Origin of the sequence: Rothia sp. HMSC065G12, assembly GCF_001811455.1 — a bacterium.
GTDB classification, from domain to species: Bacteria; Actinomycetota; Actinomycetes; order Actinomycetales; family Micrococcaceae; genus Rothia; species Rothia dentocariosa.
The window spans coordinates 79,193-94,528 of the sequence record NZ_KV804819.1 but is presented as its reverse complement, the minus strand read 5'-3'; the positions used below and the strand labels follow the sequence as shown (position 1 = coordinate 94,528).

Genomic DNA, 15,336 nt, shown 5'->3' with positions numbered 1-15,336 from the left:
CCCCCCCCCGCAGCCTCAGCCTTCTCGGTTTTCTTCCTAGCCCGACGCCCCCACTTCTCCGCCTCCTTGTGATAAGCAGCCGCCTTGACCGCCGTCCACTCCGGAACCCACTGCGGATCCCGAGGAAACTGATCCAACTCAAACGCAGCATCCTTTTCACTGCAAGGACGAGACCCTATGATTGGTTCGCGCATCCAGCCACACTCCTGATGCAGCACCCCGTCAGCAGCCTCCATCCACAAGTGCGACCACAACCACGCACCCCACTTCGACGCGTCAAGCAGCCCCGTGCCATCGAGCAGATGCAGCGCGATGCCACCGACCGTACTGTCGAGGAACGTCACCGCCACCTCCAATCCTCGCGCGCCCTGACTCAAGACCGCGACCCACGCTATGGCGGGTCGTCCCTGGACAGGTGACCGCAGCACCAGTGTGCTCGTAGATTCCGAACTCATAGGTGTATAGTCATATAGGTGTGTGGTAGACTATGTGACATGGAGTTAAAGCACGCAATCCTTGGGCTGCTGTCGATCCGTTCCGCAAGTGGTTACGACCTGGCACGTGCGTTCGCAAGTTCGGTAGCGCACTTCTGGCACGCCGACCGATCGCAGATCTATCGGACGCTGGATCGGCTGAGCGGGGCGGGGGCGATCACGACAGAGGTGGTGCGACAGGACGGCAAGCCCGACCGCAAGGTGCATTCCCTGACCGACGCCGGGCGCGCGGAGCTGAAGGACTGGCTGTCGTCTCCGGTGGAGGAGGACCTTCCCAAGGAGCCGTTCCTCGCCCGGCTGTTCTTTGCCGCCCTGATCGGCCGGGAAGGGGTAGAGAGGATGCTTGATGAGCGGGAGCGTCAGATGAACGAGGCGTTGACCACGTTATCCTCGATCACGATCAGGTCCGATGACCTGATGGGGCTATTGCAGACGGCGACCCTGCGCAATGGCTTGGTCCACGCCGAGGCCGAACGGGAGTGGCTGCGCGAGACGCGCCAGCTGCTCGGACTCGCCGAGTCGACCGAGAACTCTAAGGAGTGACCGTGACTAGGAAGAGCCCTACCAGCACGTACTCGACCGAGCATGGCCCACGATCTGAGGAGTGAATGATGGATACCGCGACTCCGCTTCTGACTGTCGATGACCGGCACCTGGTCAAGCGGTACAGGAGCAAGACGGCGGTCAACCCTGGACCACGGCATCCGCGCGCATGTGCTCGCAATGCAGAGGCTCGGCGAGAGGAAACCACATGACCGCCATCGCTCTTGTCGTCGCGCTCGCGCTGCTGGCGGCGCTCGCCATCATGCAGATCCTCGCCGCGTCGGGCCTTCCCTATGGTCGTTTCGTATGGGGCGGCCAGCACCGCGTTCTGCCGCGCGGGCTCCGCGTCGCCAGTGCGGCGTCGGTGCTGGTGTACGCGGGGTTGGCGGCCCTGCTGCTCAGCCGTGCGGGCGTTCTCCCGGCCGGAGACAGTACAGCGGTGATCGTCTTGACCTGGGTGGTGTTCGCGTTCTTCGCCGCGAGCGTGGCGCTCAACGCGATCTCGCGCAGCCCCGCCGAACGCTGGACGATGGCACCGACCAGCCTCCTGCTGACAGCAGCAACGCTCGTCATCGCCCTGGGCGGAGGGTAACGATGTGCTCGTAGTGGCCTCGCTGTATGGGGGTCCATCCAGATGAATCGAGGCGTTCGGTGTCTTGTGGGTCAAGGGCGCGTGTGGTCAGTCTGTGCGAACGAGGCTGAGGTCGTCGGGGTCTGGGCTGAAGATCTTCTCCTCGATCGGTGCATCGAACACTGCCGATAACCGCATGGCGGTCTTCAGAGTCGGCTCGTATCGACCGTTCTCTAGTGAGACGATCGTCTGCCGTGACACGTTGATACATTCGGCGAGGTCAGCTTGGCTCCAGCGACCCACCAAACTGATGACCACCATTACACTTAGTGCCGTATTGCTCTGCCAGATCCTTAGCGTGTTGGTTCACCCTTACCTCATTTTTTATCGTTGAGGCAGCGAGTGTCTTTCGGGCCTGTCCGCGCTGCGATGCGAGGACGAGATCTTCGGGACTGTAGCCACCGAGTCCAGGCCCTATCCCCGCCCGCTCATGAGGGCGAGCGCCATTTCGAGGGGACCACGCTGCTGAATTTTCTCCCACAGGGTGCACAGCATCATCGCCAGCACCCACCATACAAGCAAGAACCCGAACCAAAGCGCATAACTATAGACGCTCCCCTGCTGCGGGGCGCGATAACCTTCACCGGCGACCATCGTCACGAGCCGCCCGCCGCCGTAGAATGCCAGCCCCAGCATCACAATGGATGCGCTCAGCGACATTCGACCCAGCCGCGCGAACGGTTCCAGCACGCCTTTTCCGGCGCTGAGCCGCGCAAGTTCGCCCCAGGTGCAGATGGTTCCCACCACGCCTATGATGGTGAGTACGATCGGCCACGTGAGCGGTCCCAGTTGGGCATGCGGATACACCCACAGGTAGATGCTCACGGCAAGAGAACCCAGCGCCACCGGTGTGCCTAGGCGTGCGCCGAGTTTTTCGTACCCTCGCCACAGCACCATGCCCAAGCCCATAAGCCAAATGAGTTTGAACCCATCCTGAAACATGGTTCCCGCGCTTTCGTTCACGATTGCTGGGATTGCACGATGCAGCCAGTCGTCGGCAGTCCACCCGCCCACGCTCAGCCGTTCGTAAGTGAACGGCACGGCGGGGCTGGCAAGCACGGTCACAGCAAGCTGCACCCAGAACGGCATATATACCAGCCCGATGCTCAGCAGGGTCAGCACGGCCAGGGGCAGAAGCATATCGAAACGGATGGGGAAGTCTTTCCACCCGGAAAAAGCCTGATCCGCAAATGCGCTGTGTGGAAGTTGGGCGAGAACCCAGCCGAGCACGCAGAACGCCAGAAAACGCACGATACTGCTCGCAAAAAACTGCGGAAAAGCCACCTTGCGGGAGTATAAATATGCAGCCGCTCCCAGAATCACGGCGAACAGATTCAACGCCTGCGGAAGCACCTGTGAAAGCCAGCTCAAATGTTTGCCGGGCACCAGATTAAGGCTTACGCTCACAGGAATAAGCATGAGCAGAAGCGCAAAAGCGCGAGCGCTGTCTAACCCGGTATCTCGCCGGGTGTTGGTTTCCGGTAGCATGCGTCTCCTGCTCGCTCGTGCCTGTGGTGGTGCATTCTACGGTACCGTGTTCTGCGGGCGGTTTCTAGCGGCGCCTGATGCTGTGACGGTTCGTGTTGAGGGTATGCCGCATCACGTGATGTCAAAATGTTTTGCCCCAGCTCAGGGCGCAGATGTGCAGGGTGGGTGCAAGATACCAGATTGTTGTGTGCGGATTATCCGCTAACTTCGGAACGTCATGTGATACCTTAGGCAGCTAGAGTAAATTTCCTCGCCCGCTGTACTTACGCCCGACCTCCTTGAAGCAGCCTCCTATGTGAATAACCCGAAGTATCTAAGGTATGCTTTCTTCACTATGAACGTTCTGGATGTTTCTCAGCTTGCCCAGCCCCTCGCCGCCGCGCACACGCATATTCTTGCTGCGGGTCCGCACGAGGCGTCCGGGGTTGAGGGTACCGCGCAGTATGTCTCGATTTTCTGGGTGACCTTAGCGGCGCTGCTTTCGCCCATCATGTCGCGGCTGACGGGCAAGCGCATCCCTGATGTTGTGTTCCTGCTGATCTGCGGTGTGCTCATTGGTCCGAATGTGCTGGGGCTGGCATCCGGCAGCGACGGCGGCATTCCGCTGCTGAAAGAGCTGGGTTTAGGTATGCTCTTTCTGATTGCCGGGTTTGAGATTAATGTCGATTCGCTGCGTAACCGCCAGGGTAAAAGCGCAATCGCAACCTGGTTTATCTGTTTTGCGCTTGGCGTGCTGGGGGCGGCGCTCATCACCGGTTTCGCCAAGGGTTTTAACACCTATATTGCGGTGGGTATTGCGCTGAGTTCCACGGCTCTGGGCACGCTGCTGCCCATGCTCAAATCGCATGGTGCGGCGGGTACTCGGGTGGGTAATGCGGTGCTGGTGCACGGTGCCGTTGGCGAGCTTTTCCCGATTTTTGCGATGTCGTTGCTGCTCTCCTCGTATTCGCCGGGCTTGGCGATTCTGATTCTGCTGGGGTTCATGGCGATTGCTGTGGTGACGGCGATTATTCCGCATCGTCTTCTGCAGAAAGTGCCCGGTCTGCGCCAGATTATGGCGGTAGAAACTAACACAACCAGTCAGCTCGTGCTGCGTCTTGCTATGTTTCTGCTGGCTACCCTCATTATGTTTACGGCGCTTTTCGGGCTGGATGCGGTGCTCGGCGCCTTCGCTGCGGGTATTATTATGCGTTCGCTCACCCCGGTGGGCGCACTTCACATGATCACGGCACGGTTAGAGACGGTCGGGTTTACGTTCATGATTCCGCTGTTTTTCGTGGTCAGCGGTATGGGGATTAACCCTTCTGTGGTGGCGTCTTCGCCTCTGCTGCTGGCGATGGTGGTTATCGGTATTCTGCTGGTGCGCGGGGTGCCGGTGTTTATTGCGGAGCGGTTCACGAACACGGGTTCGGGACTGCAGTCAATGAGCGAGAAGGTTGAGTTGGCGCTGTATTCAGCGGCGGGTCTGCCTATTATTGTGGCGGTCACGAGTATCGCCACGAGCTCGGGGCTATTGGAGAGCTCTACCGCATCGCTTCTGGTGGCTGGTGGTGCCCTCACGGTTCTGCTGTTCCCACTGTGGGCTGCAGCCATTAAACGGGCTTTTAGGTCGCAGACGGCTGAGGCTGAGTCCGGTGTTTCTAAGCGTGCCCAGATTGATGCGTTGAAGGCGCATCGCAACGCGACGGTGAAGCTTACAACCGGTATGATTCCGGTTGTGAAACCGACGAAAGAAACGCACAGTCCTCTACGGGGCAAAGGCTCTTCGGGGTCCTCCAAAACCCAGAAACCGCCGGAGAACTAGCTGGTTCCCCGGGCTGAGGAATCGTATTTAGGTGAGGGTTTTGAGGATAGTCCGCGCGTGTTTTGCCGCCTGCGAGGATCCTTTAAAACCTCCTAACCACGCGGTTATCTCGGGGCTTAGCTGCGGGGACTCATTCGTGCCGTGAACACGCACGTATTCCTGCGCATATACTCCCAGGAGCTTCCCCATCCCGTGCTGGGTGCGCTCACAATGCGGCAGCAGACCGCCTAAGAAACGTAGGGTAACGCGCGGGTCTATGGACGCCATATCCTCAAAGGTATGCGCCCACCGGGTGAACATTAGCGCCGGAGCAGCCTGCGAAAACCCTGTAGTGGCGTCTTCGTAGGAGAGTCGAACGCCAAGGTTCTCCGCCAACAGCTCGGCGGCTCCCGCACGGTCTATATGATGCTTTGAAGTAGCCAGCACAGCGAGCGCCTGCGCGGTAATGGAGTTCCACTGCCCCGGATGGTTCCTGAGCGTCTGGACCATATCATGCATATAGTGGTGCCCGTCTTCTTCGTCGAGAAAGACCCATCGTTCCAACAGCCCTACTGCCACGGGCACTGTGGAAGAAGGGCAGAGGTGCGCCAACTCTTCGCAGCTCGTTGCCGCATAGTGCAGGGTGAGCAGATGTGTTTCGTCCGGCGTGTGGTGTGGTTCTGCGGCAGGTAGGTGCACGGTGGGGCTCCACCACACGTTTTCGGGTTTGCCGTTGGGGCGTTTCGTCTCGCTTTCACGATAATCCCAACTCACTCGAATGCTCTCAAGAATATTGGGGACTTTCCCCGTACTTTTCCCAGAACGCACGTAATCAGGATGCGGGGCTTTGTGGTCCGTGCCCTCGGCGGTTTGCTCGGCCTCAACTGGGGCTTTCAAGGCTGTATGCTGCGCGGTTCCCTCTTCTGTACGTTTCAGGAGTTCGGCATCCTCTAATTCCTGCCGTGCAACCGGGCTGAGGTTCTGCACATGCTGATACAGCGTTTCAGTCGCTTTGGCTTGATGCAGCAATTTTGCGGCTGCTACCTGCACCTGTGGATGCGCGTGGTTCAGCCCCGCAACAGATGCTTCGGCAACCGGCGCATCACCGACTGTACCGCGCAAAGACGCCAAGAGTTTGAGAACCGCCAGCGCATTCGCCTTGCTCGTCAGTAGCGCGGGGGCGCATCCGCGAACGAACCGGTCGGCGTCAAGAAGCCCCGCCCGATGCACCGCCGAAAGCTGTTTGACCGCTAGGGTGACGGTCGTGCCTACCGGCGACCCCAGCAGGTTCACGAGCGTATCCTGCCGTTGAGCGGATTCTGCGGCGGTGGGTTTGAGCGCGGCATACATGCGGGAGAACCACCCGGCGCGGTAGGCGGCGAAGTCCCGCGCTAACGATGCCAGGCACGCATCCAGCAGATGTTCCCGGGGAATCAGCCCTTCGGCGGAAGCATCAAGCAGTTCTCTCTGCCAGGTGTTTCTGAACGTATTTTTATCTACAGTCGCGAACGACCTTTCGGGGGTTCCCTCGACTGTGAACAGGCGCCACAGCAGCTCGTCACGAAATTGTCGATCGTGGCGCAGCAGACTCTGCCGAAGCGAAACGTTCAAGTTCATAAGCGCTAGAAAATAGTCGTCGTCATGGTTCAGCTGCAGCCCATCGTAGAGCTCGGCTAACCGAAAGAACCCCTGATCGCACCAGTGAGGTGCGGGACTGGCCAGTCGTTCGACTTCCTCGCGGAACCCGCCCGCGCGCAGGCTGCCGTAATTCTCGGCTTTGTACAGGGCATATACCTGTTCGGGGCCTTTGTCCGCGAGAAGCTGGGGTAAGTCCTGGATGAATTTCTTATAGGAGGTGCGAAGATCCATATCATTGCTCATCTGCTGCTCCTGTAGGTTTGGCGCAAGACTCTGCTCGTTCGGCGTTTATGGTTCATTGTAGGGATTTTCCCGCGCGGATGCGTTCGCTGCGGTCACACCGTCCGAAGTTCGTGGTCCCCCCCCCTCCCATGCCAGAAACCCGCACGATTATAGGGGACGGGACTACCTGCGAGATTCCGGGTTTTAGAGGGTATATGACGTCCCGTGACGAACATCTGTCAGATAGATATCCGTTATTTAGAAAAAATATATATACATGTTGCGTTGGGCATCCACCGGCTTTTTGAGGCACATCAGCTGCATATATCCCTTATATGGGGCTATAACACATCATTTTCGCATGTATACCAAACATCTCATCAATATTTATTCACAACTCACAGATATTTATTCATAAACATGGGTAATTTTATAATTCTACAGCCTTGCTTTCTGGGTGATTTACGCTAGATTTGAGATACATCACAAAAACGTGCTGTACCACTCACATGGTTCTGTTGGACTGGATGCTCAGTCCCCTCATCTCGAAAGAATCCAAAGCTATGAAAAGGCTTCTCTCTGCCATTACCTGCCTTACTCTCCTGTGTTCAGCATGTTCAAGCGGACCTCACACAGGTGAGCCTCAGGGTGATCCTAGTGCCGGAAAAGATTTAAATTATTCAAAGTTTTCAGATGTTAAAGCAACCTTTGATAACGAACATATGGAAATTATTCTTCCACTCAACAAATATATGATGTCTACACCAGAAGGGCTTATAACGCTCAGTGCAAATATTTACAATAATAATGACTGTTCAGTAGCGCGAGGAGTTCCAAGCGGCAGCACCGGAGATGGTGTTGAAATTAAACCACATTTTCAGTACGGAATTTGGAATAAAGACTACGTCTCCAAATACGGATACTCTATCGACCATGATGTAACAAAAATTCGTATAGTTACATTACTTCCCCAAAAAGAATATTCGGAAGCCCAGATGGAAATATATAGCGAATGCCAAAATACAGTCCGTCAGCTGGGCGATTTCCCCGCTCGAATGCCCGAAGCCAACACCATCGTTGCTCAGGCTGATCTTGAAGCAGACTCCGCATGGATGCGCGATGAAGACGTCAAAAAATGGCACGGAGAATGGGAACAATGCCTCAAAGATAAAGGTATTTCTATTCCCAAAGACTACTACTGGGCACCAGAAGTTCCCGGCGATAAAGAAAAAGAAATTGAAGTCGCTCTCGCCGATCTAGACTGCAAAGACAGCACCGGATATTTCATGAAAACCATGAACCGCCGGGCACAATATCAGGCCGCAGCCATCGAAAAGTACAAGCCGCAGCTTGATGAATACCGCAAAAACCTTGATGCCCAAATCGAAGAGGCTAAAAAAGTATTAGCCGAGCACGGAGAGCCGCTGCCCTCATGGTAAAAAATATGCCACACGTTTCTTTGGAACGCATTCCCCGCTCGCGCATCCTCATTATTTTTATCTGCGCTAACTTGCTTTTTCTGGTTCTAGGTTTAATCGTGGGTAAAAATATGAGTACCGCACAGTCAGAGGCCCTTGCCAGCTCTCAAGAAAAACTCACCGTCACCACCAAAATCGAGAAACGTCAGGTAGGGCAGGCAACGGTACTTCAAGGGAAAGTGCAGCTGGGTAAAGCTGAGCCCTACTCCCCTGCTGTAGGGGCTGAACGTGCCGTGGTTACTCGCGTTGCGGTAGAACCCGGGCGCACTATTCACCCCGGTGACCTTGTGGCAACAATCTCTGATGTGCCCATTATTGCCATGCCCGATTCCATTCCTTTCTACCGCACCATCAAGAAAGACGATTCGGGGTCTGATGTGCTGGCGCTCCAACAGACCCTCACCAATTGGGGGTATGCCCCCGGTACAGACGGCACCTGGTCGGAGCAAAGTATGAAGGCCTATCAGTCCTTCCTCTACAACTTAGGGGTTGCCAGCGGCGATGTCGAAAGCATCGACTGGAAAACCTTTATGCTGGTGCCCTCTGCGGGGCGCACCGTCGAAACTATCGCAGCACAGGGTACGGTACTGGGGGAGAATCCGCTGTTGACTACACGGAACGGCTCTCCCACGATCGTGGCACGTGCAACCATCGATGTCACCCGTGACCTGCACGTGGGCAGCACCGCCGAAGCAAAATCCACCGGTGGGGCCTCAGGAACGGCAACCGTTACCGCAATATCAGAGTTTAACGCCACCGGCGATATACCAGGTAAAGACGTGACCTTCACCGTGCCGGAAGGGTTCCAAGCGCCCGATGGTGCATCCGCAACTCTTGAGGTGAAAAGCAGCGGCGACCCCACACTAGCCGTACCTATTACAGCCCTGCGTGAGAAAAACGGTGAAGAGTATCTGCGCCTACACAACGGAGAAGAAGTCACCGTGACCGTAGTACGCCAGGCTGAAGGCTGGGCGGCCATTAAAAGCGACCACGAGCTGCGGGAAGGAACCGACGTTGAAATCCCAACCCCGTAGCGCCGACTTGCCCTACGAAACCGAACACGAAGAATCCATCAACAACGGGCATGAGCCTATTCTTGAGCTCGTAGGCATATCCAAAACCTACACCAGGGCCGATACTCCCGTTCTGCAGAACCTAGACCTGCGAGTGTACCCGGGCGATATGCTCGCAATTATCGGCCCTTCCGGATCCGGTAAATCTACGCTCTTGAATGTGCTCGGCCTCTTAGATACCCCCACGCACGGCAGCTATTTTCTTCGTGGACGTGACATTACCCATGCACCGACCCGCGACCTGGACATTCTGCGCAGCCGACATCTCGGGTTCGTTTTTCAAGACGCACATCTGCTGCCCCACGAAAGCGTGATACGCAATGTTGCACTTCCCCTTCGGGTACAGGGAGTGGGTCTTCACGAACAACTACGCATTAGTGAAGAGACGCTCACCCAGTTGGGGCTGGAACACCGGCTCATGTATTCCGGAGGTGCGCTTTCCGGCGGTGAACGCCAACGGGTTGCTATAGCCCGTGCCCTGAGCACGCACCCGGATATTCTTCTTGCTGATGAGCCCACCGGAAACCTGGACCGTGTAACTACCGAGCGAGTCATGCAAGATTTCAAAAGGCTCAATGCGGCGGGTACTACCATTGTTTTGATTACCCACGATGAAGATGTTGCCCGTCAGGCAAGCCGGTGTCTGCGCATGGTAGACGGCCATCTAGAGGAGGTGCACTTCGAGGACGCAGAATCAAGTACCGCCCCACAGCATAATATGTCTGAACGGCAGCAGAAAAAGCAGCCCCTGGAACGCAGCGGTGTTCGCGCCTGGTTCTCCTCCGTCTGGGATGCGGCGGCCGCCATGACAACACGGCTAGGACGCTCAGCTTTGCTCTGCACCGCCTATGCGCTCGCGGTCACCGGGCTGGTGGCATCCTCGGGGCTCTTGAACAGCACCGCTCATCAGGTCAGTGAACGCCTGGAAGCGGCGGCTCTCGACGAGGTTCGACTTTCACCCGTCTCCCAAGATTTTTCCTCCGAAGAAGCTGGGGAAGTTTCCCAAAAACTCACGGCGATTAACGGGGTTACCGCCGTCGGATACCGCACGAGCATCGCCGGTGATGTCTCAAAGTTCCCGCTTGACGTACCGGTTCCCATCAATAAAATAAGCGTGCTCACCTACGCTATCGACACGGGGTACCTGGATGCGGCAGAGGCGGTCACCAAACCAGGCAACGCCCGCACCCTTTTTACCCGCGCACATACGAATCAAGACCGGCCTTCGGCTCTCGTAGGAAAGCACGCAGCAGAACAGCTTGGGATTTCCGGTTCTGGTTCCGGCTCCATCGTGACAGTCAAGGGGAGGGAATATAGTGTGGTCGGCATTATTGAGGAAGCTCCTCGAGATGCTCTCCTGCTTAATGCTGTGGTGCTTGATATGAAGAGCGCATCGTCATACCCGCAAAACGAGCACCTTTTCCTCATGCGCACTAAACCAGGCTACCCCGCGCCTGTTTCTGAGGTAGCGCCCTTAAGCGTGGATGCGGCGCATCCGGAAAATTACAAGGTTCAGACGGTCACAGACTTGAGGTCTTTGCATCGCGGGGTCTCGAACGATATTGCGACCCTCTCGCTTGTATCCTCCTGGGGTATTCTTCTGCTAGCGGCACTGAGCGCGGGCACAACTTTGTACTTAAGCGTGCAAACCAGGCGCGGCGAGATCGCGTTACGGCGTGCGGTGGGAGCGTCGAAAGCGGCGGTACGGCGCATGTTTCTGCTTGAAGGGCTTTTTATTGGGCTTGCGGGCGGTATTTTGGGGATTACGCTAGGCACGCTCCTGACCTTACTGATATGCCAACTCAATGGCTGGAAACCTATTCTGGAGGCGACTCCCCTATTCCTGGGGCTCGGCGCAGGTGGGATCTCCGGACTGGTATCTGCCATGGTTCCGGCTATTGTGGCCTCTCGCGCGCAGCCCGCCGATGCAATCCGCACGGTCTAGAGTCAGGATTCTACCCCCAGATATTATGTCGGCGAGCAGATAACAATCCGCTATCTGTTCGCCGACATAATATCTGCTCACGCTCTAGGTGTGGGCGGGGAGATGTGCCCGACCGAGCCTCACCTGCTGCGTTCGCGTGCATCGTGCATACTCCGGTTCTCAGGGTGCCGACGAGTTGAGGTGTCTGAAACCATAAAATAAGAACATGTAATTTTGGTTTAATCGCTCTAAACCCACAAAAAGGGTATCCTAAGTTTTCATACATATAACCTCTTAAATTCCATAATTTACCCGTCATGTAATCGTTACCCGGCAGCATTACTTAAGGTCATTAACACCCTCAAAAGTCCGTAATATTCGGTATTTTTACGACAAATTTTCGGCGTGTTACGACTCTTATCTTTTGCGAGTGACACTGTGTCAGCTAAGATGAAATAGATACGGCAGGGCTCCTCATAAATCCCACAGAATCCAATATCTCATGTGGGGTTGCAGGTTAGTCGAGACATGACTCTTCCGGGTAGTCCCGCGTTGACAGACGAGCTCTACAGGGACGGAGAACGATATGGATTCAACCTCTGAATAGCTCATTAGAGCATCTCAACTTTACGGCCTCACACACTAATTCCATACGCACACACAGTCATTCTAAGGAAGACAAATGCACCAAACACTCATGATGAGTGCCGGTGGTGTAGCACTAGACTTTCCTGCCTGGCTGCGCATCACCCACTTCATTAACTTTCTGATGATTGGACTTCTCATCCGATCCGGTTGGGAAGTTATTGCCTCACATCCGCGTTTTTACTGGAACAACCACTGCACCCCCGGGTCTGAGTGGCTCAAGTTCACGAAGGATAAGGTTTCAACCGTCCCTGGCGAATACACCGCCCGCGACGATCAACGAAGCCTCTCCCCTCTGATCTCGCTCCCCGGTAAGGCTCAGATTGGCTTGGGACGTGCTTGGCACGCTCTCACTACCGTCATCTGGATTGCTAATGGTCTGGTTTATGTGAGCCTACTCTTTATTACGGGTCAGTGGCGCCGTATTGTTCCTACCTCCTGGGATATTTTCCCCGAGGCATGGCAGTCCATCCAGATTTACGCGGGTTTCCAAATCCCCTCTATTGAGCATTTCCAACCCTACGATGCGCTTCAGAAGCTCATGTACTTCACCGTGGTTTTCATCGTTGCACCGCTGATGATTGCCACCGGTCCTATCATGAGTCCCGCGTTCTGCGGTCGCTTCCCACGCTACGTGCGGTTGTTCCGTAACCGCCAGACCGCCCGCTCAATTCACTTCTTGGGCATGGCGTTCTACTGCGTCTTCACGATTATGCACGTGGCACTGGTATTCATCGTTCACCCGCAGTACAACATTGCGCACATGATGCTCAACAAGAACTACAACGAGATTGATGCGGCACAGTTCGCCCAAGCAGTGACCATGCTGATCGTTGGTGTCGTCGTGGTTCTTGCCGTCTGGATCGGTGCTTCCTACTGGTCGCATCGAGACCTGCGCTTCGCTCAGACCTTCGTTTGGGGCCTGACCCAGCCGGTTCGCAACCTGTTCCTGGATCGCATCTCCTCGCGTCAGGTCAAGAAGCAGACCTTCACGGACGCCGATATTTCGCCGTTCCACTGGGTTAACACACGCCCGCCTACAGAGCGTGAAAGCACCGAATGGAACCGACTGCGTGAACAGGACTTCGTAGATTATCGCCTGGAGCTGGGCGGTTTGGTGAAAGAACCCAAGTCGCTAAGCATCGACGATTTGAAGTCCTTGGGCAAGGAAGTCAATATTACGATGCACACCTGCATGCAGGGGTGGACGGGCATCGCCAAATGGGAAGGCGTTCGCCTGCGTGATGTGCTCGCCCTTGTTGAAAAGGACGATAACGCACGGTACGTTATGGTGACTTCATTCGGGCACGTGGGTCACACCTACGATGGTCGCCCCACCGAACCCTACTACGAATGCTTGGATATCTCCATGGTAATGGAGGACGAAACCATTCTGGCTTGGGGTATGAACGATAAGCCCCTACCGGATGTTTACGGTGGTCCCCTGCGCTTGCGTGCAGATTCCATGCACGGCTACAAGATGGTCAAGTGGGTTCAGAAAATTGAATGGATCAGCGATTACCGCGATGTTGGCGACGGTCAAGGCGGTAGCCGCGAAGATTCCGGTCTGCAGCACTTCGACGCTCGCGCGTAAAGTTCTGTAGCTTGTTCCTAGAAGCCCCTGCTGGGCACCGGGTACTCTCCCGGATGCGCGGCGGGGGCTTCGCTATGCCCGTGCTGTGGGCCGGCTGCGCTCCAGCTCATGATGCGCGTGCTAGTGTGTGGCGACCTTGCCTCTGCACACGCCTGCCGTATTATCTACCTCCGTGCTGTTCTCATGCTGCCCGGGTGGTGCGGTGGCATTGCATACGGGGTATGCAATGCAGCAGGATTCTTAGACTACCTCTACTTCCCTTGCCTCCCTTACCCTGCTCGCAATATAGCTGCCTACCACGTAAACCTAATACTCCCCCATGCGGTAGAGTAAATACACTAGCCATCATGCGTAGAAAGCGAGACCCGATGAGTTCTGTACACCTGCCCACACGCAGAACCATTCTCACCCTCGGACTCACCGCCACAACCATTACACTCAGCGGATGCGCACCATCAACACGCACTAAAGAAAAACCGAGCCCCTCCTACCCCTCACCAACACAAACTTTCATGCTCAACAAGGATAAAAATGGATACGACGGAGTAATACGCCTTGATACCTATGAAAAACACGGTAAATTCATTCCGGCAACCACCGAACACCCGGCGCAAAACGTCCCTAAACCCCTCATGCCCGATTACATCAACGAATACAGTAGCGACGGGATGTACGCCTTTATTGCTTATTGGATGGAAGCCGTCAATTATGCCTATCTCACCGGAGACCTTAAACCCCTCGACCAAGTCGCCGACGCTCATCAAACAATTAGCTCCAAAGTTATCAAACTCTACGAAGAAAAAACCGGATGGGTTATCGGACCGCAGCATATCTGCAGCGTTGAGTTTGAAACAGCAGGATCACACGACAGCCTGAAAGATTCTTCCATTCGAGAACGACAAAGTATTATCCGGTTATCCCCAGATGCCCAGATATACAATTCAGTCGATGGTTCGATTACACCATTTTTAGAAGCGATAGATCAGACCGCTGAAAAGAAAGTTATGATTGGTTTGCGTTATCTCAATAATGAATGGTATTTCGTTAATGATGATGGCTCTAATGTCGAGAAGAAAAACTCTAAAACCTCTCACGAGAGCTGATAAACAACATCATAAGCAGTCTCAGACCTCCACTTACCCTCCACATACGCAATCTGCAACTGCACCTCACCCGGCTGTAACCTTAGAACATCAGCCAAAGGACGGCTCTCCTTCGTGTCCGCATAAAACACCGAAGCACTGGCATCTATACTCAACCGAGCATCCCAGGTAAAGACATTTGATTCCTTTGCGACTTCCACCGGTTGCGGAGCGACAAGTTCGGCCTTTATAGGAAATTTATCTGGACTGATCACCCACCCAGTCTCATCCTCATACAGCTTCACAATATCAGGACGAGCCGTCTTCAACTCAGGATCAATAATCTTCAAAGGCTCTGCCTCTCCCGTGAGCAACAAATAATTCAGAGCAGACACCCACAAGCCAATACTAGTCCGCATATGCGAAATAGCATACCCATTACTCGACTGATACGGGCGAGGAATTGGAACACCCCACGCACGATGCTCCCGAGTCCCAGGAATAAACTTACCAACCGCCTGAAACTCCCAATACTTCACCTCACCCGAACGATCTTTATCATCCCAAAAAGGCTCCTCCGTAGGCGAAGGAGAAGACGAAAAACCCTCAGTTCTAGAAGGAGCTGGCCTAGAAACAGCACATGCACTCAACACCGAGCCAGCAACAACACCCCAACCACCAGTAAACATTAATCGGCGAGATAATCTGCCCATCATACTCCCCTTCATCGCAGCAAAATCA

General features: G+C 55.2%; 13 protein-coding genes. 8 read left to right on the top strand and 5 right to left on the bottom strand.

The features are described from left to right. Nucleotides 1-350 (bottom strand): hypothetical protein (locus tag HMPREF2804_RS11210; protein WP_210399321.1); only part of this gene is annotated, 350 nt, incomplete at its 3' end. Nucleotides 351-494: 144 nt separating this feature from the next. Between HMPREF2804_RS11210 and HMPREF2804_RS10085 the strand changes: the two genes are divergently transcribed. Both HMPREF2804_RS10085 and HMPREF2804_RS10080 read left to right on the top strand, forming a co-directional pair. Further along, entirely contained in the window at nucleotides 495-1,037 is a 543-nt protein-coding gene (locus HMPREF2804_RS10085; protein ID WP_070628225.1) for a PadR family transcriptional regulator, read from the top strand. 208 nt (nucleotides 1,038-1,245) lie between these two features. Further along, entirely contained in the window at nucleotides 1,246-1,629 is a 384-nt protein-coding gene (locus HMPREF2804_RS10080; protein WP_070628223.1) for a hypothetical protein, read from the top strand. Nucleotides 1,630-1,716: 87 nt separating this feature from the next. On the opposite strand, the gene HMPREF2804_RS10075 is transcribed toward HMPREF2804_RS10080, so the two are convergent. Both HMPREF2804_RS10075 and HMPREF2804_RS10070 read right to left on the bottom strand, forming a co-directional pair. Then, nucleotides 1,717-1,929, bottom strand: coding sequence for a helix-turn-helix transcriptional regulator (locus HMPREF2804_RS10075; RefSeq protein ID WP_070628221.1), 213 nt, complete (start codon nucleotides 1,927-1,929; stop codon nucleotides 1,717-1,719). Nucleotides 1,930-2,082: 153 nt separating this feature from the next. Beyond that, nucleotides 2,083-3,156 (bottom strand): DUF418 domain-containing protein, encoded by a 1,074-nt coding sequence (locus HMPREF2804_RS10070; protein WP_070628219.1) that lies wholly within the window; start codon nucleotides 3,154-3,156, stop codon nucleotides 2,083-2,085. Between the two features lie 334 nt (nucleotides 3,157-3,490). Here HMPREF2804_RS10070 and HMPREF2804_RS10065 point away from each other — a divergent pair, with 334 nt between their 5' ends. Next, on the top strand, nucleotides 3,491-4,960 hold the full coding sequence (locus HMPREF2804_RS10065) for a cation:proton antiporter (protein ID WP_070628217.1): 1,470 nt from the start codon (nucleotides 3,491-3,493) through the stop codon (nucleotides 4,958-4,960). A gap of 27 nt (nucleotides 4,961-4,987) precedes the next feature. On the opposite strand, the gene HMPREF2804_RS10060 is transcribed toward HMPREF2804_RS10065, so the two are convergent. Beyond that, nucleotides 4,988-6,820: a DUF6493 family protein gene (locus tag HMPREF2804_RS10060; RefSeq protein WP_070628215.1), complete on the bottom strand. Its 1,833-nt coding sequence runs from the start codon at nucleotides 6,818-6,820 to the stop codon at nucleotides 4,988-4,990. Between the two features lie 542 nt (nucleotides 6,821-7,362). Here HMPREF2804_RS10060 and HMPREF2804_RS10055 point away from each other — a divergent pair. The 5 genes from HMPREF2804_RS10055 (at nucleotide 7,363) to HMPREF2804_RS10035 (ending at nucleotide 14,616) form a co-directional block, all read left to right on the top strand. Continuing rightward, on the top strand, nucleotides 7,363-8,238 hold the full coding sequence (locus HMPREF2804_RS10055; RefSeq protein WP_070628213.1) for a hypothetical protein: 876 nt from the start codon (nucleotides 7,363-7,365) through the stop codon (nucleotides 8,236-8,238). 5 nt (nucleotides 8,239-8,243) lie between these two features. Continuing rightward, nucleotides 8,244-9,311, top strand: a complete 1,068-nt coding sequence (locus tag HMPREF2804_RS10050) for an efflux RND transporter periplasmic adaptor subunit (protein ID WP_141750946.1) — start codon at nucleotides 8,244-8,246, stop codon at nucleotides 9,309-9,311. After that, nucleotides 9,292-11,295 carry an ABC transporter ATP-binding protein/permease gene (locus tag HMPREF2804_RS10045; RefSeq protein WP_070628209.1) on the top strand — a complete coding sequence of 668 codons (2,004 nt, stop codon included), beginning with the start codon at nucleotides 9,292-9,294 and terminating at the stop codon, nucleotides 11,293-11,295. The genes HMPREF2804_RS10050 and HMPREF2804_RS10045 overlap by 20 nt, the downstream gene beginning before the upstream one ends. 661 nt (nucleotides 11,296-11,956) lie before the next feature. Continuing rightward, nucleotides 11,957-13,513, top strand: a complete 1,557-nt coding sequence (locus HMPREF2804_RS10040; RefSeq protein WP_048754258.1) for a molybdopterin-dependent oxidoreductase — start codon at nucleotides 11,957-11,959, stop codon at nucleotides 13,511-13,513. A gap of 368 nt (nucleotides 13,514-13,881) precedes the next feature. Continuing rightward, nucleotides 13,882-14,616, top strand: coding sequence for a DUF6318 family protein (locus tag HMPREF2804_RS10035; RefSeq protein WP_048754259.1), 735 nt, complete (start codon nucleotides 13,882-13,884; stop codon nucleotides 14,614-14,616). On the opposite strand, the gene HMPREF2804_RS11380 is transcribed toward HMPREF2804_RS10035, so the two are convergent. Beyond that, the coding region (locus tag HMPREF2804_RS11380; RefSeq protein ID WP_246824268.1) for a DUF6318 family protein at nucleotides 14,604-15,336 on the bottom strand (733 nt) is incomplete at its 5' end. The two genes, HMPREF2804_RS10035 and HMPREF2804_RS11380, sit on opposite strands and share 13 nt — an antisense overlap.

Bases quoted from the DNA above. Each gene is read 5' to 3' on its own strand.
- HMPREF2804_RS10040 (WP_048754258.1), top strand. From the start codon at position 11,957: ATGCACCAAACACTCATGATGAGTGCCGGTGGTGTAGCACTAGACTTT.
- HMPREF2804_RS10055 (WP_070628213.1), top strand. From the start codon at position 7,363: ATGAAAAGGCTTCTCTCTGCCATTACCTGCCTTACTCTCCTGTGTTCA.
- HMPREF2804_RS10035 (WP_048754259.1), top strand. From the start codon at position 13,882: ATGAGTTCTGTACACCTGCCCACACGCAGAACCATTCTCACCCTCGGA.
- HMPREF2804_RS10075 (WP_070628221.1), bottom strand. From the start codon at position 1,929: ATGGTGGTCATCAGTTTGGTGGGTCGCTGGAGCCAAGCTGACCTCGCC.
- HMPREF2804_RS10085 (WP_070628225.1), top strand. From the start codon at position 495: ATGGAGTTAAAGCACGCAATCCTTGGGCTGCTGTCGATCCGTTCCGCA.
- HMPREF2804_RS10050 (WP_141750946.1), top strand. From the start codon at position 8,244: ATGCCACACGTTTCTTTGGAACGCATTCCCCGCTCGCGCATCCTCATT.
- HMPREF2804_RS10065 (WP_070628217.1), top strand. From the start codon at position 3,491: ATGAACGTTCTGGATGTTTCTCAGCTTGCCCAGCCCCTCGCCGCCGCG.
- HMPREF2804_RS10060 (WP_070628215.1), bottom strand. From the start codon at position 6,820: ATGAGCAATGATATGGATCTTCGCACCTCCTATAAGAAATTCATCCAG.
- HMPREF2804_RS10070 (WP_070628219.1), bottom strand. From the start codon at position 3,156: ATGCTACCGGAAACCAACACCCGGCGAGATACCGGGTTAGACAGCGCT.
- HMPREF2804_RS10080 (WP_070628223.1), top strand. From the start codon at position 1,246: ATGACCGCCATCGCTCTTGTCGTCGCGCTCGCGCTGCTGGCGGCGCTC.